21 protein-coding genes are annotated in these 21,426 nt (G+C 32.1%); 16 read left to right on the forward strand and 5 right to left on the reverse strand.

Annotated features, from left to right (window positions below; genetic code table 11):
- The 4 genes from V8G56_RS05885 to V8G56_RS05900 all read left to right on the forward strand — a co-directional run bounded on the left by V8G56_RS05885 (nucleotide 1) and on the right by V8G56_RS05900 (nucleotide 3,345).
- Nucleotides 1-942 carry an NAD(P)H-dependent flavin oxidoreductase gene (locus V8G56_RS05885; RefSeq protein WP_395437492.1) on the forward strand — a complete coding sequence of 314 codons (942 nt, stop codon included), beginning with the start codon at nucleotides 1-3 and terminating at the stop codon, nucleotides 940-942.
- Between the two features lie 215 nt (nucleotides 943-1,157).
- Nucleotides 1,158-2,531: an MATE family efflux transporter gene (locus V8G56_RS05890; RefSeq protein ID WP_395437493.1), complete on the forward strand. Its 1,374-nt coding sequence runs from the start codon at nucleotides 1,158-1,160 to the stop codon at nucleotides 2,529-2,531.
- Between the two features lie 17 nt (nucleotides 2,532-2,548).
- Nucleotides 2,549-2,776: a hypothetical protein gene (locus tag V8G56_RS05895; protein ID WP_331633667.1), complete on the forward strand. Its 228-nt coding sequence runs from the start codon at nucleotides 2,549-2,551 to the stop codon at nucleotides 2,774-2,776.
- Nucleotides 2,776-3,345, forward strand: a complete 570-nt coding sequence (locus tag V8G56_RS05900; protein ID WP_395437494.1) for a phosphatase PAP2 family protein — start codon at nucleotides 2,776-2,778, stop codon at nucleotides 3,343-3,345. The genes V8G56_RS05895 and V8G56_RS05900 overlap by 1 nt, the downstream gene beginning before the upstream one ends.
- Before the next feature lie 86 nt (nucleotides 3,346-3,431).
- On the opposite strand, the gene V8G56_RS05905 is transcribed toward V8G56_RS05900, so the two are convergent.
- From V8G56_RS05905 to V8G56_RS05920, 4 genes are all read right to left on the reverse strand, one after another.
- Nucleotides 3,432-4,313 carry a diacylglycerol/lipid kinase family protein gene (locus V8G56_RS05905; protein ID WP_395437495.1) on the reverse strand — a complete coding sequence of 294 codons (882 nt, stop codon included), beginning with the start codon at nucleotides 4,311-4,313 and terminating at the stop codon, nucleotides 3,432-3,434.
- A 5-nt stretch (nucleotides 4,314-4,318) separates the two neighbouring features.
- Nucleotides 4,319-6,067 carry an LTA synthase family protein gene (locus V8G56_RS05910; RefSeq protein ID WP_395437496.1) on the reverse strand — a complete coding sequence of 583 codons (1,749 nt, stop codon included), beginning with the start codon at nucleotides 6,065-6,067 and terminating at the stop codon, nucleotides 4,319-4,321.
- A 437-nt stretch (nucleotides 6,068-6,504) separates the two neighbouring features.
- The gene (meaB, locus tag V8G56_RS05915; protein ID WP_395437497.1) at nucleotides 6,505-7,581 is read right to left on the reverse strand and encodes a methylmalonyl Co-A mutase-associated GTPase MeaB; all 1,077 of its coding nucleotides are present in this window, start codon (nucleotides 7,579-7,581) and stop codon (nucleotides 6,505-6,507) included.
- A 21-nt stretch (nucleotides 7,582-7,602) separates the two neighbouring features.
- A complete protein-coding gene (locus V8G56_RS05920) occupies nucleotides 7,603-8,175 on the reverse strand; it encodes a DUF2911 domain-containing protein (RefSeq protein ID WP_331633673.1) in 573 nt (190 codons plus the stop codon).
- Between the two features lie 174 nt (nucleotides 8,176-8,349).
- On the opposite strand from V8G56_RS05920, the gene V8G56_RS05925 reads away from it, so the two are divergent.
- From V8G56_RS05925 to V8G56_RS05965, 9 genes are all read left to right on the forward strand, one after another.
- Nucleotides 8,350-8,901 (forward strand): RNA polymerase sigma factor, encoded by a 552-nt coding sequence (locus tag V8G56_RS05925; protein WP_395437498.1) that lies wholly within the window; start codon nucleotides 8,350-8,352, stop codon nucleotides 8,899-8,901.
- On the forward strand, nucleotides 8,885-9,454 hold the full coding sequence (locus tag V8G56_RS05930; RefSeq protein WP_395437499.1) for a hypothetical protein: 570 nt from the start codon (nucleotides 8,885-8,887) through the stop codon (nucleotides 9,452-9,454). Before V8G56_RS05925 ends, V8G56_RS05930 begins: the two co-directional genes overlap by 17 nt.
- Nucleotides 9,455-9,465: 11 nt before the next feature.
- Complete coding sequence (locus V8G56_RS05935) at nucleotides 9,466-10,968, forward strand: hypothetical protein (protein WP_395437500.1); 1,503 nt, start codon at nucleotides 9,466-9,468, stop codon at nucleotides 10,966-10,968.
- A 231-nt stretch (nucleotides 10,969-11,199) separates the two neighbouring features.
- Complete coding sequence (locus V8G56_RS05940; protein WP_395437501.1) at nucleotides 11,200-11,754, forward strand: nucleotide exchange factor GrpE; 555 nt, start codon at nucleotides 11,200-11,202, stop codon at nucleotides 11,752-11,754.
- A gap of 9 nt (nucleotides 11,755-11,763) precedes the next feature.
- Entirely contained in the window at nucleotides 11,764-12,879 is a 1,116-nt protein-coding gene (dnaJ, locus tag V8G56_RS05945; protein WP_395437502.1) for a molecular chaperone DnaJ, read from the forward strand.
- Between the two features lie 255 nt (nucleotides 12,880-13,134).
- The gene (locus tag V8G56_RS05950; RefSeq protein WP_395437503.1) at nucleotides 13,135-14,061 is read left to right on the forward strand and encodes an ABC transporter ATP-binding protein; all 927 of its coding nucleotides are present in this window, start codon (nucleotides 13,135-13,137) and stop codon (nucleotides 14,059-14,061) included.
- Nucleotides 14,062-14,063: 2 nt separating this feature from the next.
- Nucleotides 14,064-15,377 carry an ABC transporter permease gene (locus V8G56_RS05955; RefSeq protein WP_395437504.1) on the forward strand — a complete coding sequence of 438 codons (1,314 nt, stop codon included), beginning with the start codon at nucleotides 14,064-14,066 and terminating at the stop codon, nucleotides 15,375-15,377.
- Between the two features lies 1 nt (nucleotide 15,378).
- Nucleotides 15,379-16,254, forward strand: a complete 876-nt coding sequence (locus tag V8G56_RS05960) for a mechanosensitive ion channel family protein (protein WP_395437505.1) — start codon at nucleotides 15,379-15,381, stop codon at nucleotides 16,252-16,254.
- Between the two features lie 11 nt (nucleotides 16,255-16,265).
- On the forward strand, nucleotides 16,266-17,429 hold the full coding sequence (locus tag V8G56_RS05965; protein WP_395437506.1) for a sigma-54-dependent transcriptional regulator: 1,164 nt from the start codon (nucleotides 16,266-16,268) through the stop codon (nucleotides 17,427-17,429).
- 63 nt (nucleotides 17,430-17,492) lie between these two features.
- Here the strand turns inward: V8G56_RS05965 and V8G56_RS05970 are convergent, their stop codons facing one another.
- Nucleotides 17,493-18,221: a hypothetical protein gene (locus V8G56_RS05970; protein WP_395437507.1), complete on the reverse strand. Its 729-nt coding sequence runs from the start codon at nucleotides 18,219-18,221 to the stop codon at nucleotides 17,493-17,495.
- A gap of 120 nt (nucleotides 18,222-18,341) precedes the next feature.
- On the opposite strand from V8G56_RS05970, the gene V8G56_RS05975 reads away from it, so the two are divergent.
- The 3 genes from V8G56_RS05975 (at nucleotide 18,342) to V8G56_RS05985 (ending at nucleotide 21,264) form a co-directional block, all read left to right on the forward strand.
- A complete protein-coding gene (locus V8G56_RS05975) occupies nucleotides 18,342-19,220 on the forward strand; it encodes a PPK2 family polyphosphate kinase (protein WP_395437508.1) in 879 nt (292 codons plus the stop codon).
- 72 nt (nucleotides 19,221-19,292) lie between these two features.
- Nucleotides 19,293-20,675, forward strand: coding sequence for a M20/M25/M40 family metallo-hydrolase (locus tag V8G56_RS05980; RefSeq protein ID WP_395437509.1), 1,383 nt, complete (start codon nucleotides 19,293-19,295; stop codon nucleotides 20,673-20,675).
- Between the two features lie 13 nt (nucleotides 20,676-20,688).
- Entirely contained in the window at nucleotides 20,689-21,264 is a 576-nt protein-coding gene (locus tag V8G56_RS05985; protein WP_395437510.1) for a hypothetical protein, read from the forward strand.
- Nucleotides 21,265-21,426: the final 162 nt, after the last annotated feature.

Consider the following 21,426-nt stretch of genomic DNA (forward strand, 5'->3'; position numbering starts at 1 on the left):
ATGCCTAATAGAGTTACAGAATTATTCAAAATAAAATATCCTATGATACAGGCTGGTATGGTTTGGAATAGTGGTTGGAAATTGGCATTGGCGGCGAGTAATGCAGGGATTTTAGGTTTAATAGGAGCAGGATCCATGTATCCAGAAGTATTGCGCGAACATATTCAGAAATGTAAAAAGGCTACTAGCCATCCCTTTGGCGTCAATGTTCCCATGTTATATCCTAATATCCAGGAAATCATGGATATTATTGTTGAAGAAAAGGTTAAAATAGTGTTTACTTCTGCAGGAAACCCAAAAACATGGACTACTTGGTTAAAAGAAAGAGGTATTACTGTAGTGCATGTAGTAAGTAGCGTTAAGTTCGCATTAAAAGCGCAGGAAGCTGGTGTGGATGCTATAGTGGCTGAAGGATTTGAGGCGGGCGGACATAATGGTAGAGATGAAACAACTACTTTCACCTTAATTCCTATGGTCAAAGAACAAATTCATATTCCCTTAATTGCTGCTGGTGGCATTGCAACTGGCAGAGGGATGTTGGCGGCCTTGGTTTTAGGAGCTGATGCTGTTCAAATAGGAAGTCGTTTTGTAGCCAGTGAAGAATCATCCGCGCATCAAGCATTTAAGAAATTAGTGGTCGATTCAAAAGAAGGAGACACCCAATTAACTTTAAAAGAATTAGCGCCGGTGCGCTTGATAAAAAATAAGTTTTATAATGATGTTCAAGACTTATATAAAACCGCACCAAGTGTTGATCAATTACAACAATTATTGGGCAGAGCACGTGCTAAAAAAGGCATGTTTGAAGGTGATTTAGTGGAGGGCGAATTAGAAATTGGTCAAATAGCAGGATTGATTAACGATATAAAACCTGTAGCCCAAATAGTGGAGGATATCATGGATGAGTTTATATTAGCAAAGGAAGAGATCATTAACTTATAAACCAGTAATTATTTTTAATCTCTTTAAAATAAAAGATACAGAACTTCTACATATTTTATAAAAATTATCTTTTTTATTGCCCTAGAAGAAAACCAATAACTTAAATCGTAGTAAGTGACACTTATTTTTGGACAAACACCTCTTAACTTTTAATTATTTGTCAATTCCGTATTTTAAAATTGGTAAAAGCTGAGTCTAAAGATTACTTTTGCCAAATGCATTTTAAAAATTACACTAAAGAGTTTAGATATAATTGGCAATTAGCAGCTCCGGTAATGCTGGGGATGTTGGGGCATTCTTTTGTAAGTTTTGTTGACAATATTATGGTTGGCCAATTAGGAACTGCAGAGTTGGCAGCCGTTTCTTTAGGTAATAGTTTTATGTTTATTGCTATGTCATTAGGTATTGGCTTTTCTACTGCTATAACACCTTTAACTGCAGAAGCGGATGCCGAAGAAAATTTTGAAAAAGGTAAATCGGCCTTTAAGCATGGATTGTTTTTATGCACTGTTTTGGGGGTTTCATTATTTTTAATGGTATTTTTTGCCAAGCCATTGATGTACTTAATGAAACAACCTGCTGAGGTAGTGAAGTTGGCAATACCTTATTTAGATTTTGTGGCATTTTCTTTAATTCCATTAATTGTTTTTCAAGGATTTAAGCAATTTAGTGATGGTTTGTCTATGACTAAATACCCCATGTATGCGACGCTTTTAGGAAATATCGCCAATGTCATATTGAATTATATCTTGATATTTGGAAAATTTGGTTTTCCTGAACTAGGTATAGTTGGTGCGGCCTATGGGACTTTAGCCTCCAGATTTATTATGGTTTGGCATATATGGTATTTACTTAAAGGAAAGGAAAGATCAAAGGCTTATGTCACTAACATAAAATTCTTCGTTTTAGAGAATTTAATGTTAAAAAAAATAATCAATCTGGGAGCGCCGAGTGCCATGCAGATGTTTTTTGAGGTTGCTATTTTTACTGCAGCAATCTGGTTAAGTGGTACACTTGGTAAAAACCCTCAGGCCGCCAATCAAATTGCCTTAAACTTATCTTCAATGACTTTTATGGTAGCCATGGGATTGAGTGTTGCCGCTATGATACGTGTTGGTAATCAAAAAGGTTTACAGAATTATTTTGAGTTAAGGCGCATAGCTTATTCAATATTCTTATTTGGAATTATATTAGCTGTAGGATTTGCTGTTTTATTTTTCACTTTCAATAATTTCTTACCAAAAATATATGTTGATTTTGATGATACTAAAAATTTGGTGGATAATACTGAAGTCATTGAAATCGCTTCTAAACTTCTCATAGTGGCTGCCATTTTTCAAATAAGTGATAGCATACAAGTCATTGTATTAGGAGCCTTACGTGGTCTGCAAGATGTAAAAATACCAACAATTATTACATTTTTCTCCTATTGGATTATTGGTTTTCCCATAAGCTGGTTTTTGGGTGAAGAGGATGCTTATGGGAGCTTTGGTATTTGGTTAGGATTACTTGGCGGACTCACAACGGCTGCAATTTTATTGTATATTCGATTCAATTATCTAACCAAAAAGTTAATTTTGTCTAACTAATAATAATAAGCAACAAAATGCCACTTCCTAAATTTATACTCGGTGATAACTCAGATTATCCTAATGCCATTTATGTGATTCATACTGAATTTCCAAGATTTATTATTAACCTTGAAGATGATGATCTGGAATGGTTTGAAGATTTTGATGATGAAGATGAAAAGGAGCTAACTGCTGAGACTGAAAATATGATAAAATTAGCCACTGAATTTTACGATAGAGAAATTTCTTTGTACGAAGAGTAATGATTGAACAACTTTTAGAATACGATAAATCTCTTTTTTTATTTCTAAATAATTTAGGTACACCGGCTTGGGATAATTTTTGGCTCGTTATAACTTACCGGTTCACTTTTATTCCTCTTTATGCTTTATTGTTATTTCTGCTTTATAAAAAATTAGGGTTAAAATCCCTTTTGATTTTGGTAGTTGTCATTGCATTAATGATAACTTTTACAGATCAGGTTACTAATATCTTTAAACGAGGGTTTGAAAGACCAAGGCCTTGTGGTGAAGAATCATTAATTTTTCAAATGCGTTTTATAGCTAATCATTGCGGTAAATATGGGTTTTTCTCGGGGCATTCTTCAAATTCAATGGCTGCCGCTGTTTTTGCAGGTTTATTTTTAAGAACGTATTACAAAAATTTAATTTTTATTTTATTATTCTGGAGTGCTGTAGTTGCTTATAGCAGAATATACGTGGGAGTTCACTATCCTTTGGATATTGTTAGTGGATTAACTTTTGGAGCTATTTCCGGATGGGCATTTTATAAATTAGGACAGATACTTTTAAATCGATTAGTTCATAAATAGAATCAAAAATTATTTTTTTAAAATTACAGCAAATTTATTGAATACTGGTTTAATTATAATTGTGCTACTCTTTGGATTTAAGAGTATTATGCAAATACATTAATCGCCTTTTCTGAGATGGATATATTGATAGTGTTGGATTCAATTAAACGGTATTCACCATCAATCTGCATTTTAAAATGATTGAAATCTTTACGAGAAAGGGTCATGTTTTTAGTTTGAAAACTTTTAACTTCTTGAATAAGATGATGCCTTTTAAAAAGCATTAAAAAACTAAATAATATAATTTTAAAAGGGTTTAGTTTCGATACTATAATAATATCTAATAATCCATCCTCCAAAGAGGCTTTTGGAGTTAAACTTATTTTATACCCTAACTCATTAGAATTTGAAATAAAAACCATAAATGGTTTTACTTTAAATGTTTGATCATTAATATTGACTTCAAGCTCGCGCGTGTCATTAATGTTTTTTAAAGATTTAAATACAGCAGTTACATAACTGAATAGTTTTCTGTTATTAGATTCTTCATAGTGTTTTATGACATGGGCATCAAAGCCAACACCGGTATTGCTAAAGAAGAATCTATCATTTAATGAACCTGCATCAATTTTTTTAACGTCTTGCCTTTTTATAATAGCAATAGCTTTATGAATTTTTTTAGGTATTTTAAGGTTAGAGGCTAATCCATTTCCAGAACCTAATGGAATAATTCCTAAGATAATGGGAGATCCAAGAATGCATGAAGCCACTTCATTAATGGTTCCGTCACCACCACAAGCCACAATAATCTGGGCCTTTTGTTCAATAGATTCTAGGGTTAATTTAGTAGTATGATTTTTATAGACCGAAAACTTAACAGTTATTTCATATTCATTATGGTCGAAAAAAGCTTGAAGCATTTTTTTGCTAATGTTATGATTGCCAGATCCAGCAATTGGATTTATTATGAAATGTATCTGTATCAATAGTTTTATTCTAGTTTAAGGCCATTATTTCTATATAAATAATCGGCTGCTTGATAGTATGAAATGGTTTTGTATAGAAAAGAAGGTCTTTCCGCTATTACCTTTAAACTATTATCTTTTCTGTTCCATTTATAAATATCCGATTTATGCTGGTCACTTAGAACCATCAAAGTATCGGATTTTAGTAAGCCTAGTTTTCTGTAATTTCCAATAAAAGCGCGTTCATCTTCAGGTTTCATTTCCAAAATGCTTTGTCCAAACAAATTGGTTGTATAATCCCAGTTCAATAAATCAAAAACAGTTGGAAACACATCAATTTGGGAACAAAATTTATGAACCTTTTCCGGCTTAATTCCTGCATTAAAAATTAATGCAGGAATATGGTAATTTTCGACATCCAAGGCCCATCTGCCGGCACTACTTGCACAATGGTCTGCCATAATTACAAACAAGGTATTGTTGTACCATGGCTTTGTTTTTGCCTGTTTCAGAAAGTTTGATATCGCATAATCGGTATATTTAATCCCACCTTCTCTTCCTGTACCCGATGGGATATCAATTTTTCCTTCAGGATATGTAAATGGCCGATGGTTTGAAGTAGTCATCACAAAATTAAAAAAGGGCGTTCCTTCATTAAAAGTTTTGTCGGCTTCTTTAAGGACTTTATTATAAATATCTTCATCACATACACCCCATGCATTCTCAAAAGTAACCTCATCATCATCAATATTTGTGCGTTTTGTTTTTATGTTGGTATCCAATAAAAAGCCCCTTCCTCTATCAACTATATTAAAACCATTACCACCAAAATATGTGTTCATGTTATCAAAATAGCCATCTCCACCATAAAAAAAGTTTCTTTCGTAACCTTGCTCTTTAAAAATTTCGCCTATGGTAAATAAACCACCATTGTTTTCGCGTTTAACTATGCTACGTCCAGGGGTTGGGGGGATGGACAAGGTTATGGCCTCCATGCCTCTAACTGTTCGGGTGCCAGTTGCAAAAATATTGGTAAAAAACAAACTCTTATTCGCCAGTGAATCAAGAGTAGGAGTGATGTTTAAGTCACTACCAAAAGAATTTAAAAACCTACTGCTTAAACTTTCAATACATATAAGAATTACATTGGGGCATTGAGGCACTTTAAGGCTATCGGAATTTGATATTTTTCGCAAAATTTGAGGTTCTTCTGGATTCACAAAAGTCACCTTAGGAGAGATATAATCCTTTTTTACTGTCTTAAAGACCTGTTCTTCACTTAATGTGTTATAAAATTCCTTATACGAAAGTTCATTGTTTCGAAATGCAGCAAAAAAAGAATAAATTCCGGCTTTAGCTATTTCATTATTATATCTGTTTTCAAATTGTTCAGCTTTTTCATTATTAACAAATAGCGTAAATGTTAAAGCTATTACTATTATTAAAGCGGAAGGCACTAGTTTTTGTTTAAAAGTTGTTTCATTTTTAAATGTGTGTCTAAATGCCTTTGTTTTATCTGTAATAAAAATCAAAGCAAAAAGAACAATTAAAATAGCACCTAACAATAATGGTATTGGATAAGATTCATCAATATTTTTAACTACTTCATAAGTATAGATTAAATAATCGACCGCTATAAAATTAAAACGCCTGTTAAATTCTAACCAAAATGTGATCTCTGCAAAAAATGAAAATAAAAATATAAGGAGTCCAAGCGCGAATGCGAAATGTGTAACAATACGATCAAAAACAATTCCATAAAGATTTTTAGGCACTATTAGTAAATAAAAAACATAGGGTATTGAAAAAAAAGATATAGTGCCAATATCGAAAAAAAGACCAATTAAAAACGTATTTATTAAGGTAAAAAAGGAGTTGTCGGTTTCATATATACTTTTATACAAAAAAACAAATCTTATAATAAATGAAAGTAAAATAAAGATTAAAATAAAGGATTTGAGTAATGAAAATCTGTTTGGAAATAATTTGTTCCACATGGGTTACGGTCGTTTTTTATTTACTTTTATTTTGTGTAAATGTAGTTTGAAAACTTAAATTAAAATAAGGTAGTTTCTTAATTTTAACATAGTATTTGCTTTCTTTATATATTAAGTTACAACATTTTGTTGGTTATGTAAGATGTAAAGGTGATTCTGAGGTGATGTCCGGATTACTAAACTTTAATTAAGTCAATTTAATGTATAAATTATACTTATAATTTTAAAAGCAATTCTGCAGCAGCAAAGGGAGTTGTTTTGTTTAACTCAATTAATTCTAGCTGTTTTTGAAGTTCTTTATTAATTTTTGGGTGATTAAAAAAATCCGTTTTTAATTGGTTTTCTATCGTTTGTATAAGCCAGAATTTATTTTGTTCTTGTCTTTTTTTATTAAAAAAGCCATTTTCCTTGGTCACTTGTATATATTCCTGAATAATTTGCCATATAGCATCAATGCCTTCATTGTTCAAGGCACTACATATAACTGTTTTGGGTTGCCAATTAGAGGCTTTTTTAGGATAAAAGTGAAGTGTTCTGTCATATTCAATCTTAGCTATTTTAGCATTTTTTAAGTTATCTCCATCTGCTTTATTAATAGCAATTGTGTCAGCCATTTCTATGATGCCACGCTTAATGCCTTGTAATTCATCGCCAGCACCTGTTAACTGCAATAATAAAAAGAAATCTACCATACTATGTACGGCGGTTTCACTTTGTCCTACCCCAACAGTTTCAATTATGATGATATCAAAGCCAGCTGCTTCGCATAAAATAATGCTCTCTCTGGTTTTACGTGCAACGCCTCCAAGGGTTTCTCCAGAGGCCGAAGGACGAATAAAAGCATTTGGTTGTTTCACTAAATCCTCCATTCGTGTTTTATCACCAAGGATACTACCTTTTGAAAGAGAGCTACTGGGATCAATCGCTAAAACGGCCACTTTTTTACCTAATGAAATTAATAAATTGCCAAAGGTTTCAATGAAAGTGCTTTTTCCGACCCCTGGTACCCCAGTAATGCCAATACGAATGGATTTGTTAGCATAAGGCAAACATTTCATAATTAAGTTGTTCGCCTCATTTAAATGATCTTTATTTTTGCTTTCAACTAAGGTGATACCTCGGCTTAGTGCCGTAATATTACCTTTTAAAATATCTAGAGCTAAGGCCTCTGCAGAAATTCGATTATGACGTTTTTTTTTAATTCTATCAATAGAATCCTGACTAGTGATTTCAGATTTTGAAACACCTTTTTTTTCTTTTAATGCCGAAGTTTTGTTTGTTTTTTTAGTCAATTTATACCACTATTACTACACTTATTCAGGATTTTTACTGATATCTAATGGAACAGAAATTTTAGTTTGATCCCAAGCCATGGTAAGTTTTAAATTATCTGTAGAATTATCAAAAGCAATGGTAAACTGTTCTACCACTGAATTTAATTTTTCAACTGGAACATCAATTTCTAGCAAATCATAATTTGGATCCCACATAGGCTTCATTTCCGCATCAACGCCCCAAGGGTATTTTTTAGTATTAAACATTACCTGCCAAACGCTATCTCTGGGCACGGACCAAATGGTATATTCTCCTTCTGGTATTTTAAATCCTTTAATGTACAGTGGTTTATTGGTTGTAAACGTGGTTGCTTCATTCGCCCCTGTCCGCCATACTTTATTATATGGAACCAAAGCACCAAAAATTTCACGCCCTTTTTTAGATGGTCTGTTGTAGGTTACTTTTAATTTCAAATCATTTAACTTAAACTCAACCGTATCTTTTGGACTTAGCCTTGATTGAAATATATTCTCAACAAAATGAGAATATAAAAAAAGTCCTAAGGCAATTATTGATAAAACAATAAGCAATCGTTTCAAAAATTTATTCATAAGCAATCAAATATTTATGGATATAAAGGTAAATTAAAATGATATATATGGAAAACACTTAACGTATAATTATTAAATTTTGTTTTATTTTAAAAAATAAATTAAATTTTGCAACACTCCATTTTTTCTGTCGTCTTTAAAAATGAACTAACTTAAACCAAAAGTACAAGTAGTATGTTTAAAGTTGACATTATTGAACAATGTAAACAAAACAACCGAAAGGCACAATTGCAGTTATACAACCAGTACTGCGATGGTATGTATATTGTGGCTAAAAGGTTCTTGAAAGATACTAATGATGCTGAAGATGTTGTTCAAGAAGCTTTTCTTAAGGCTTTTACTAAACTACATCAGTATAAAGCTGAGGTTACTTTTGGGGCTTGGTTAAAACGTATTGTTGTCAATAAAAGTATTGATTTTTTAAAATCTAAGAAACAGCGTTTAGTAGATTTAGAAGAGGTGCACCTAAAAGTTATTGATACTTCAAATGATGACAAATGGTTAGTAGACGATACTATTACACTAGAGGATGTAAAAAATGCGATAGAGAGTTTGCCTGATAAATATCAATATGTCTTAATGTTATATTTAATTGAAGGCTATGATCATCAGGAAATATCAGAAATATTAAACATCTCTGAAATAGCATCACGCACTCAATTATCAAGAGGAAAAATAAAATTGCAGGAACTGTTAACACTTACAAAAGATGGCACAAGATATTAGAGAGTTATTTAAGGAGGACAAAACTCAAGAAAGGATGCCTGAAAATCATCAAGAAAGGTTTCTTTCAAAATTAGAAGAAACATTGCCAGTTAAAAAGAAGACAAAGTTTTTTTGGTTTCAAATGGCTGCTAGTGTAGTTGTATTAATTGGATTAAGTTTTGGAACCTTTAATTATTTTCAGCCAGAGCAACCTATAAACAATGTGATTGCAAATAAAGTCATGGAAACAAAAACTTTAGGAGATGTGTCTCCTGGACTTAAAAAAGTTGAAGACTATTATTTGGCAAGTATTAATTTAGAGTTATCTAAGGTTAAATATACAGATGAAAATAAAGATGTTTTTGACGGCTATATTGAGCAGTTAAACATTCTTAATAAAGAGTATAAAAACTTGTCTGTTGAATTAACCGAAAATGGTCCAAGTGAGTTAACAGTGAATGCATTAATTGACAATTTAAAATATCGATTAAATCTTTTGTATCGATTGAGAGAACAATTAAACGAATTAAATGCTTCGGATGCTAAGGATAAAGAAGCTTCACAATCAATCTAAAAAATCAAAAAATGAAACAGTCATTAATATTAAATTTATTTATACTGGTAATCTGTATTACCGGAAGTATGTCAGCACAACAAAAATTAACAAAAGTGTCTCAAACAATAAAAGTCAATAAAGAGGTCACAATTGACTTGAATACTAGCTATTGTAATATTGTTTTTGATACTTGGAATAAGAATGTTGTAGAAATTGAAGCTTATATTGAAGGAGAGAAACTTTCAAAAGAAGAGCTACAAGAAGCTTTAAAAGACTGGAAAGTAGATATAGATGCTACTGACAATTTAGTGACTATTTCCGCTAGAGGTGGTGCTGCATATGCATGGGCCCATAAATATGAAGGGGGAGAAGAAGATGCAGTGAACGCCGTTTTACAGGAATTAAAATTTGAATTAGCGGATTTGCCCGAAATGAATTTTGATTTTAATTTTGAAATGCCAAAAATGCCTCAAATTCCAGAGATGCCAAAGATGCCGGAATTACCTGAGTTACCAGAAGGCATTAGTAAAATAGACTTTGATTATGATGCATATAAAAAGAATGGAGATGCATATATGGAACAATGGTCTAAAAATTTCGAATCTAAATTTGGCAAAGACTATGCAAAGAAAATGGAAGCATGGGGTGAAGAATTTGGTAAAGAATGGGAAGAAAAATACGGCAAGGAAATGGAGAAATGGGGTGAAAAATTCGGTAAGGAATGGGAAGCTAAATATGGAAAACAAATGGAAGAATGGGGAGAACGTTTTGCTAAACAAATGGAAGAAAGAGCCATCCGAATTGAAGAGCAAGGTGCTAGAGTAGAAGAGCGGGTTGCAGAAAGAGAAAAAATGATTGCTGAAAGAGAGAAACAAACCGCAGAGCGTTCTAAGTTAGCTGAGGAAAGGCGAGCAAAGATTGATAAAATGATGAATAATAATAGTTCTAAAGTTAAAAGAACTATTAAAATTAAAATGCCAAAAGACGCTAAATTAAAGGTTAATGTAAAGTATGGGGAACTTAAATTTGCGGCAAATGTTGATAATTTAAAAGCCGATTTGTCACATTCAAAACTTATAGCAAATAGCATTAATGGAAGCAAAACTTCCATTAATGCTTCTTACTCCCCTATTTATGTGACTTATTGGAATCTAGGAGCCCTCAATTTGAATTATGTTAAAAATGCTGAAATAGATCATGTTAAAAGTGTAATAATCACTTCTAATTCTTCAAACATAACTATTAAAAATTTAATTAATAATGCGATTATAAATGGTAGTATCGGAGATCTAAAAATTTTAAAAATTGATAATGACTTTAATAATTTGAATGTAACACTTGATAACAGTAATGCGGTTATAATGCTTCCTAGTGTAGACTATAATTTGCAGTACAAAGGAAGTAAATCCCGTTTTACGCATCCTAAAAGCACTAGTAAGGACCCTGTTTTAAGTTTTTCAACAGGAAATTTGAATAGTCCTAAAAATATTGTTATTAATGCAAAATATAGCAATATTACCATGCAACAATAATGAGTATCCCAATGAATCTAATGCCTGCCTTCTTCACTTTCTATTAATTATTCCAATTATTCAATCCAAGAATAAATTTTATTCTAATTGTTTTTATTTTTTATTTGATTCTTTAAATATATCATGAGTTAATTTTTTTTATAAAAAAAAATTAATGACATTTTGACATTTTTATAATAATGGCAGTACTTTTGCCAACTAGTTTGTGTATTTGTTAAATAAAATGCGACAATGAGTAAAAAGGATAAACAGAAAGATATAGAAAAGGAGCAACTTCATGATGTTCAAAATAATACTGAAACTGCTGAAATGGAGCAACAGGTTAAAGAAGAACAATCAATAGAAGAAAAATTGCAAGCAGAAATAAAACAAGAAAAGGATAAGTTTCTTAGATTATTTGCCGAATTTGAAAATTATAAAAGACGAACTTCAAAAGAACGTGTAGAACTTTTTAAGACGGCTAATGAAGATGTCATGAAGGCATTATTGCCTGTTTTAGATGATTTTGATAGGGCATATATTGAAATATCAAAAACAGAAGAAAAGGATCTTTTAAAGGGGGTTGAATTAATAAATAATAAACTAAAATCGACTTTAGAACAAAAAGGATTGGCTCCTATTAAAGTAGCTAATGGGGATGTCTTTAATGCCGATAATCATGAAGCTATTACGCAAATACCTGCTCCTTCAGAAGATTTAAAAGGAAAAATAATTGATGTAATTGAAAAAGGATATGCTTTAGGTGATAAAGTAATTCGTTTTCCTAAAGTGATTATTGGACAATAAGATATTTACATGGCAAAAAGAGACTATTACGAAATTTTAGGTATAAGCAAAGGAGCTGGTGCTGACGAGATAAAAAAGGCTTATAGAAAGATGGCAATAAAATACCATCCTGATAAAAACCCTGATAATAAAGAGGCTGAAGCTAAATTTAAGGAAGCGGCAGAAGCATATGAAGTTTTAAGCAATTCAGATAAAAAGGCTCGCTATGACCAATTTGGTCATCAAGCTTTTGAAGGTGGTGGTGGATTTAATGGTGGCAGTATGAATATGGATGACATATTCAGTCAGTTTGGTGATATTTTTGGTGGTGCCTTTGGCGGTGGCGGATTTTCAGGATTTAGTGGTGGTGGTCAACGCAGAGTAAAAGGAAGTAATTTACGGATAAGAGTAAAATTGACTCTTGAAGAAATTGCAAATGGGGTTGAAAAGAAAATTAAAGTAAGACGAAAAGTTCAGGCTAAAGGAACAACTTATAAGACGTGTACAACCTGTCATGGAAGTGGTCAAATAACCAGAATAACCAATACTATTTTGGGTAGAATGCAAACAGCGACTACCTGTAATACATGTCATGGAGCTGGTCAAATTATTGATAAAAAACCTTCTGACGCCGATGAACAAGGTTTGAAAATTGCAGAGGAAACAGTATCAATAAAAATTCCGGCTGGTGTAGTTGATGGCATGCAATTAAAGGTGGCGGGAAAAGGAAATGAAGCTCCTGGCAATGGTATTTCAGGAGATCTTCTGGTTGCCATAGAAGAAGAAGCTCATGAAACCTTGCAGCGCGAAGGTGATAATTTGCATTATGATTTATATGTTAGTTTACCAGATGCTATTTTAGGTACTTCAAAGGAAATTGATACAGTTACTGGTAAAGTTCGTATAAAAATAGAACAAGGAGTGCAATCTGGTAAAATATTGAGATTACGAGGTAAAGGAATTCCAAGTATAAATGGTTATGGCAGAGGTGATTTGTTAGTTCATGTGAACGTTTGGACTCCAAAAACATTGAGTAAACAGCAAAGAGAATTTTTTGAAAATATGCGTGAAGATGAGCATTTTACTCCAAAGCCAGAAAGTACTGATAAGTCGTTTTTTGAGAAAGTAAAAGACATGTTTTCTTAATTTTAGGCTTGATAAATGGGTGTTTAAGCAAAAGTTATCCTATTATTTTAGTAATTATATAATAAAAAGTTTTATATTTGAATATCACTATTTTTTAGTGATATTTTCTTTTTCATAGCAATTTTTTTCCCATCCTTAATTCATTTTAAGGGTGGGTTTTGTTTTTTGATACAGTTTCCAAACATTTATCTTTTTATTATAAATGTTAATAGGTAACATTTAATATATTTACACACATGTCAATTAATAACAAGAATGAGTAACATATTAGAAGTCCAGAATGTTTCTAAAAATTTTGGATCATTTACAGCCCTAAACAAAGTATCCATTTCAGTTCCCAAAGGTAGTATTTATGGTTTATTAGGTCCCAATGGTGCCGGAAAAACAACACTTATTAGAATTGTAAATCAAATTACTATGCCGGACTCTGGTCAGGTATTTTTAGATGGAACACCATTAAGCGGTGTCCATATTAAAGATATTGGCTATTTGCCAGAAGAGAGAGGATTATATAAATCTATGAAAGTGGGTGAGCAGGCGTTATATTTGGCACAATTAAAAGGGCTGAGTCATAAAGAGGCCAAAGCCCGCCTAAAATATTGGTTTGAACGATTAGAAATTGGAGATTGGTGGAATAAGAAAATACAGGAATTATCAAAGGGTATGGCCCAGAAAATACAGTTTGTAGTGACTGTTTTGCATCAACCTAAATTGTTGATTTTTGATGAACCATTTTCTGGTTTTGATCCAATAAATGCCAATTTAATAAAGGATGAAATTTTAAAATTAAGAGAAGATGGCGCTACAGTAATTTTTTCAACACATAGAATGGAATCAGTTGAAGAGCTGTGTGATGATATTTGTTTGATTCACAAATCAAATAAAATTCTTGATGGCAAATTAATTGATATAAAAAGACAATTTAAAACCAATACTTATGAAGTCGGGATTTTAACAAATCAAAAAGGGGTTTTAGAGCAAGAATTATCAAAGAAGTTTCAAACATCAACAGCAAGTTTTAAAACTTTGGGGGAAGAGTTAAAGCTAAACATAAAACTTTCAGATGATGAAAAACCAAATGATTTGTTGAGTTATTTATGTAATCAAGGTCAAGTTTCTCATTTTGTAGAATTAATACCTAGCGTTAACGAAATATTTATTCAAACAGTAAATAATCATTAATTATGAACCATTTACCACTCATTATAAAACGAGAATATTTGACTAAGGTTAAAAATAAATCATTCATTGTAATGACAATTTTAAGCCCAATTTTAGTAATTGTTCTTATTTCTGTTGTAGCCTATTTATCTCAATTAAATAACGATAAACAAAGAACCATATGCATTCTGGATGAAACCGGGTTAGTACAGGATGTTTTTAAAAGTGAAGATAATACCACCTATAACATATTGGAAAATATGTCATTAGCAGATGCTAAAGAATTGGTGAGGCAAACTGAGGCATATGGGTTGTTACATCTTGAAGGTTCAGACCATTTGGATTCAATATCTGATCATATTAAATTCTATTCAGAAGATTCTCCTTCACTAACTATAATTTCAAATTTAGAAACTAAAATTGACAAAAAGATTGAAAATTTAAAACTTCAGGAAAAAGGAGTTGATATTGCTATGATTGAAGCATCAAAAACGAATGTTAATATTAATCAAGAAAGTTTTGATGGAGAAAAAACATCTAAAATAGATAGTGTCGTTAAACTGTTTTTTGGAAGTGCTGCAGGCTATTTATTATTCATGTTTATTATTATTTATGGAAATATGATTATGCGCAGTGTTATTGAGGAAAAAACAAGTAGAATTATTGAAGTTATCATTTCTTCTGTAAAACCTATGCAACTCATGTTGGGCAAAATTATAGGCACCTCCTTAGCAGGAATTACTCAGTTTATTATTTGGTTATTTATTGGAGGCGCTTTATTATTCACAGTTTCAATTGTTTTTGGAATTGACACCTCCCAAACTCAATCCCCTAATCAACAAATAATAGAGGGAGCTATGCAAAACTCCAATATAGAAATGCAGGTTCAAGACGTTTTTAACTCATTACATCATCTTCCAATGACTAATTTAATTATAGCATTTTTACTATTTTTTATTGGAGGCTATTTATTATATAGTTCCTTATATGCCGCTATTGGAGCCGCAGTTGATAATGAAACAGATACACAACAGTTTTTGTTACCAGTATTAATGCCTTTAATTTTAGCTGTTTATATTGGGTTTTTCACGGTGATTGAAGATCCGCATGGCACGATTTCAACGGTGTTTTCATTTATACCGTTAACATCACCGGTAGTGATGCTCATGAGAATTCCATTTGGAGTTCCTATATGGCAGCAAGTGGTATCATTATTGTTATTAATTGGTACGTTTATATTTACAGTTTGGTTTGCTGCCAAAATTTATAGAGTTGGTATTTTAATGTATGGTAAGAAGCCAAGTTATAAAGAGTTGATAAAATGGATAAAATATTAAAATGAATCAGGAAATAAAGAGAATAGAAGAATCTTTAAAAGAAAGTTCATTTTGGGAAAAACTGAAATTAGTCCTTAATGAACATATTAATTTTAGTCAAGATATTAGTATTTCTGTGAAAGATGTTATCATCATTATTACGGTAATTTTTATAACTACGCTAATTCTAAGATTATTTTTAAGAATAATTACCAGAAGATTACCAGCTGATGATAAAGCGAAGTTTAATGTAGTATTTGGTTATTTTAGGTGGTTGGTTTATTTGCTGATTTTGTTGATTACTTTAAATGCTGTTGGGGTAGATGTGACTGCTGTTTTTGCGGCCTCTGCGGCCTTATTAATTGGTATAGGATTAGCACTTCAAACTCTATTTCAAGATATCATTTCAGGCGTTTTTATTTTAGTAGATCAAACAGTGCATGTTGGAGATATTATAGAAATTGATGGGAAAGTAGGAAAAGTTGAAGAAATAAAACTAAGAACCACAAGAGCTATCACACTTGATAATAGGGTACTAGTAATTCCTAATCATTTATATCTTGCAAATAGTTTATTTAATTGGACACAAAATAATCCAAATACTAGAGAGTTTGTTCAAGTTGGAGTCGCTTATGGCAGTGATGTACAATTAGTAAAAAAGTTACTGATTCAAGCTGCTAATAATCAATCAGCTGTCATTGAACCTGAAGAAACATCAGTTTTGTTCTCTGATTTTGGCGATAGTGCTTTAACTTTTAAAGTGATTTTTACAATAGAAGATAGTTTTAATGCTAATGGTGTAAAAAGTGATGTTCGTTTTGAAATTGATAGGTTGTTTAGAGAAAATAACGTTTCAATACCATTTCCGCAGAGAGATGTACACATTATTCAAAAATAAAATAAAATAATATGTCTAAAATTTTAATAATTGAAGATGAAGCTGCCATTAGACGCGTATTAGTTAAAATTCTTTCAGAAGAAAATGATACGTACCAAGTCGAAGAAGCAGAAGATGGCTTAGAAGGCATTGAAAAAATTAAAAAGGAAGACTATGATCTGGTACTTTGTGATATTAAAATGCCAAAAATGGATGGTGTTGAAGTTTTAGAAGCTGCTAAAAAAATTAAACCAGAAATCCCAATCGTCATGATCTCAGGTCATGGTGATTTAGATACCGCTGTGAATACTATGCGGATGGGTGCTTTTGATTATATTTCAAAACCACCCGATTTAAATAGACTTCTTAATACAGTTAGAAATGCTTTAGATAGAAAGGAACTGGTTGTTGAAAATAAATTGCTAAAAAAGAAAGTTAGCAAGAATTTTGAGATGATAGGAGAAAGTAAAGCTATTTCTCATATTAAAGATATAATTGAAAAAGTGGCCCAAACGGATGCGCGGGTTCTGATAACCGGCTCTAATGGTACGGGTAAAGAACTTGTAGCACATTGGTTACATCAAAAGAGTGACCGTGCTAATGGTCCTATGATTGAAGTGAATTGTGCGGCCATCCCAAGTGAGCTGATTGAGAGCGAATTGTTTGGTCATGTTAGAGGTGCTTTTACCAGTGCGGTAAAAGATAGAGCAGGTAAGTTTGAAGCGGCTAATCAGGGAACCATTTTTTTAGATGAAATTGGCGATATGAGTTTGTCAGCACAGGCAAAAGTATTGCGAGCACTGCAGGAAAGTAGAATTCAGCGTGTTGGTAGTGATAAGGATATTAAAGTTGATGTAAGGGTTATAGCTGCAACAAACAAAGATTTAAAAAAGGAAATTGAAAAAGGAAGGTTTAGAGAAGATTTGTATCACAGACTCGCCGTTATTTTAATTCAAGTTCCGTCATTAAATGAAAGGCGTGAAGATATCCCTTTACTGATCGATCATTTTACAGATAAAATCGCGAATGAACATGGCACTGCTAAAAAAGTGTTTTCAGATAAAGCCATTAAATTATTACAAGATTATGACTGGACTGGAAATATCAGGGAACTTAGAAATGTTGTAGAGCGCTTAATTATTCTAGGAGATAAGGAAGTGACCGAAAATGACGTTAAATTATTTGCTTCAAAATAATACGAATAAATCAAATTTAAGGCAGGCTTACTCTTAAGTTAAAGAGTCATTGCCTGCTATTTTTTAAATATCACATTTATTTAAATAGGATAAATAGGTGTTTGTTAATCCTCTTAGATTTTGTAAATAATGACTTTTTATTTCTTCTAGACTTTTATCCATTAAATTGCCCAAATTTTCATTTGGTATAACAACTTTATCTTTACTGTTGTATATTTTTAAAATATCATTAAAGCTTGTTACATTCGAAGAAATGACACTATTATATTGATTAATCATAGCTTCTTTTTTCAATATGAGCTCTTTTTCTTTTTGTTCGGCCATTTTTAATTTAATCTCATTTTCTTTTTGTTTAAGTAACAATTGTTGTTGTTGTAACTCTTTTTGTTCATCCTGCAGTAAGGAAAGACTCGTGTCTTCTTGAAATTCAGCGGTGCATTTATCTAATTCAATGATACATTCTTTAGCAAGCTCTCTGGCTCGTTTAACAAAAAAGCGACCATCTTCGTAACTTTCTGCGGGGTCCACTTTTTCTAACAACTGCATGGCATCATAGGCGTGGTTATAAGATACTTGACATCCACATTCTTTTAATTTAGACTCGGCGCGTTTAAAAGCTTCCAATGATTTGAATGCATATTCCTTTAAATGTGAAATATTATTAGCCTCATAGGAATGTTTAACATTTGAGTAAGCGTAGTTGATTTCTGAATTTGCTTCAGAACAATTAGTTTGACTCTGAAACTTTAAGCATACTAAAAGGAAGAATAGAAATAAGTAATGTTTTTTCATAATATTTGGGGTATATTTTATAAATAGGTACTCAAAAGTATTAAAAAACATTATAAAATAATGTGTATTTCATCGAATATATTGTTTTATTATCTTTAGCGAGAATTAAAAAAAGGATTTATGAAAAATATTTCACAGGAAAAGTTTCTTGTTTCATCAAAAATTAATTTAAAAGAAGCCCTTACAAGTTTTGATTTAGACGCTTCTGAAAAAAAGATTGATAAAGCATTAGAATCAGTCCGAATTAAACTTGGAGAGCTTCAAGAAACTATGTATGCTCAAGGTAAATATGCTGTTCTAGTATGTCTTCAAGGCATGGATACCTCAGGAAAGGATAGCTTGATCCGTGAAGTGTTCAAAGATATCAATGCGCAAGGCGTGGTAGTTCATAGTTTCAAAGTGCCAACAGAACTGGAGTTAAAGCACGATTATTTATGGAGACATTATATCGCGCTTCCAGTAAGGGGTAAATTTGGTGTTTTTAATAGAACGCACTATGAGAATGTTTTGGTTACAAGAGTACATCCTAAATATATTTTATCAGAGGATATTCCTTCTGTTAATTCTGTTGAAGATATTAATGAAGCATTTTGGGATAAACGTTTTGAACAGATTAATAATTTTGAAAAACATATTGCTGAGAACGGTACTATTATTTTTAAGTTCTTTTTAAATATTTCTAAAAATGAGCAAAAACATAGATTATTAAGAAGGTTAAATAAACAGGAAAAAAACTGGAAGTTTTCGGCGGGCGATTTAAAAGAGCGGTTACTTTGGGAAAAGTATCAAGAATGTTATGAAGATGCTTTAAACAGAACTTCAAAACCACATGCGCCTTGGTATAATATTCCTGCAGACGACAAATCAACTGCACGTTATATCGTTGCTAAAATTATGCTCGATACTTTGAGTAACTATTCTGATATTCAAGAACCTGAACTTGATGATGATATAAAGGCAAATTTAGAATTGTATAAGAAACAATTAGAGAGCGAATAAATTCATTTTTTTACATAATATTTAACTTATTTAGTATCATTTATAGTATATCTTTAAAACCAAAAACAACCTATGAACTTTTTAAAAACAGCCCTATTATCACTCAGCATTTTAATATCCATTCCTTTTTATTCTCAAAATGATGAGGAAGTGATGAAAGAGATATACAACCTATCCTTGACGAAAGGTAAAAGCTACGATTGGTTAAATTATTTATCAAATCAAATTGGAAGTAGATTGTCTGGGTCATTAGGTGCCGAAAAAGCGGTTGCTTGGGGAAAAGAAGAATTGGATAAATTAGGTTTAGATAAAGTATGGTTGCAACCAGTCATGGTTCCTAAATGGGTGCGAGGCGCTAAGGAATATGCTTTTATTGAAAGTGAACCCGGCAAAACAACCACTGTTAATATTTGTGCCTTAGGCGGATCTGTTGCAACCCCAGCATTAGGCATTAAGGCTAACGTAGTGGAGGTTCATAATTTTGAAGAACTTGCAGCTTTAGGTAAAGAAAATATTGAAGGAAAAATCGTGTTTTTTAATAGACCCATGCAAGCGGATTTAATTCATACGTTTGAAGCATATGGTGGTTGCGTTAATCAGCGTGGTCAAGGAGCCGTTGAAGCTGCTAAATATGGAGCAGTGGCTGTTGTTGTGCGTTCCATGAATTTAAGATTAGATGATTTACCCCATACTGGAGCAATGAATTATGGTGATACTTCTGTTGAAAACCGTATTCCAGCTGCTGCGATAAGTACTAATGATGCTGAGTTATTAAGTACTATGTTAAATCTGGATAAAAACATTAAATTCTATTTTAAACAGAATTGTAAGCAGCTTAGTGATGTACAATCTTATAATGTTATTGGAGAAATTACAGGTAGTGAATTTCCAAAGCAGTATATGGTTGTTGGAGGTCATTTAGATTCCTGGGATTTAGGTGATGGTTCTCATGATGATGGCGCAGGGATTGTGCAATCCATGGAAGTTTTAAGATTAATAAAAGAAACAGGTATTAAGCCAAAACATAGTATTAGAGTGGTTTTATTTATGAATGAAGAGAACGGTTTAAGAGGTGGAAAAAAATATGCTGAGGAGGCTAAACAAAAAGGCGAAAACCATGTGTTTGCTTTAGAAAGTGATTCTGGCGGTTTTACACCAAGAGGTTTTTCTTTTGATTGTGATGAGGCGAATTATAATCAAGCATTAACTTGGCAATATTTATTTAAACCTTATTTAATACATTATTTTGAAAAGGGTGGAAGTGGTGCTGATATTGGTCCATTAAAAAATGATAAGATTGTTTTGGCCGGATTACGTCCGGATTCTCAACGTTATTTTGATTACCATCATGCCAGTAATGATACCTTTGATGCTATCAATAAACGTGAATTAGAATTGGGGGCGGCCACCATGACATCACTGATGTATTTAATGGATAAGTATGGTGTTAAATAGTCAATAGATATCTATGAAAAATTATTTTTTGTTTTTTGTTTTGATGAGTTATCAAATGCAATCGCAAGTTACTATGAACACAGAGTTTCCTTATTATGAAATTTCGGACTATCCAGAGACCTATACAGCGGGAAGCGTAGCGGCAAGAATGCTTGATGGTTTAGGTTTTAGATATTATTGGGCAACGGAAGGCTTAAATGAAGACGATTTACAATATAAGCCAAGTGCAGAAGCAAGAACCAACGGAGAAACCGTTGAGCATATATTAGGCTTGTCAAAAGTGATTGTGAATGCTACTTTAAAAAAAGGGAATGACGGTAATAATGAGGTTTCTGAAATGACCTTTGCTGAAAGGAGACAACAGACCTTAATAAACATAAAAACGGCTGCAGATATTTTAAGAAAATCTGATGATATTTCTCAATATAAATTAGTATTCGGCGAACGTGAATTTCCTTTCTGGAATAACATCAATGGGCCAATCGCGGATGCCTTATGGCATTGTGGACAAGTAGTATTGTTAAGGCGCGCTTCAGGAAATCCCTATAATTCAAAGGCGAGTGTATTTACAGGAAGGGTTAGAGAGTAGCAATAGGTTTTAAACAAACTTTAAAAAAACTCTTGATATTATTTATCTAGTCTTTATAATCCTCCTTGTCATTCTTTTTCATTTTTATATAACCGGTAACAAGTCTTACCCCTAATCTGGCAAAAAGGATAATAGCAATTACCATTACAATGTCAAATCCAT

This window comes from Gaetbulibacter aquiaggeris, assembly GCF_044003965.1.
GTDB lineage: Bacteria > Bacteroidota > Bacteroidia > Flavobacteriales > Flavobacteriaceae > Yeosuana > Yeosuana aquiaggeris.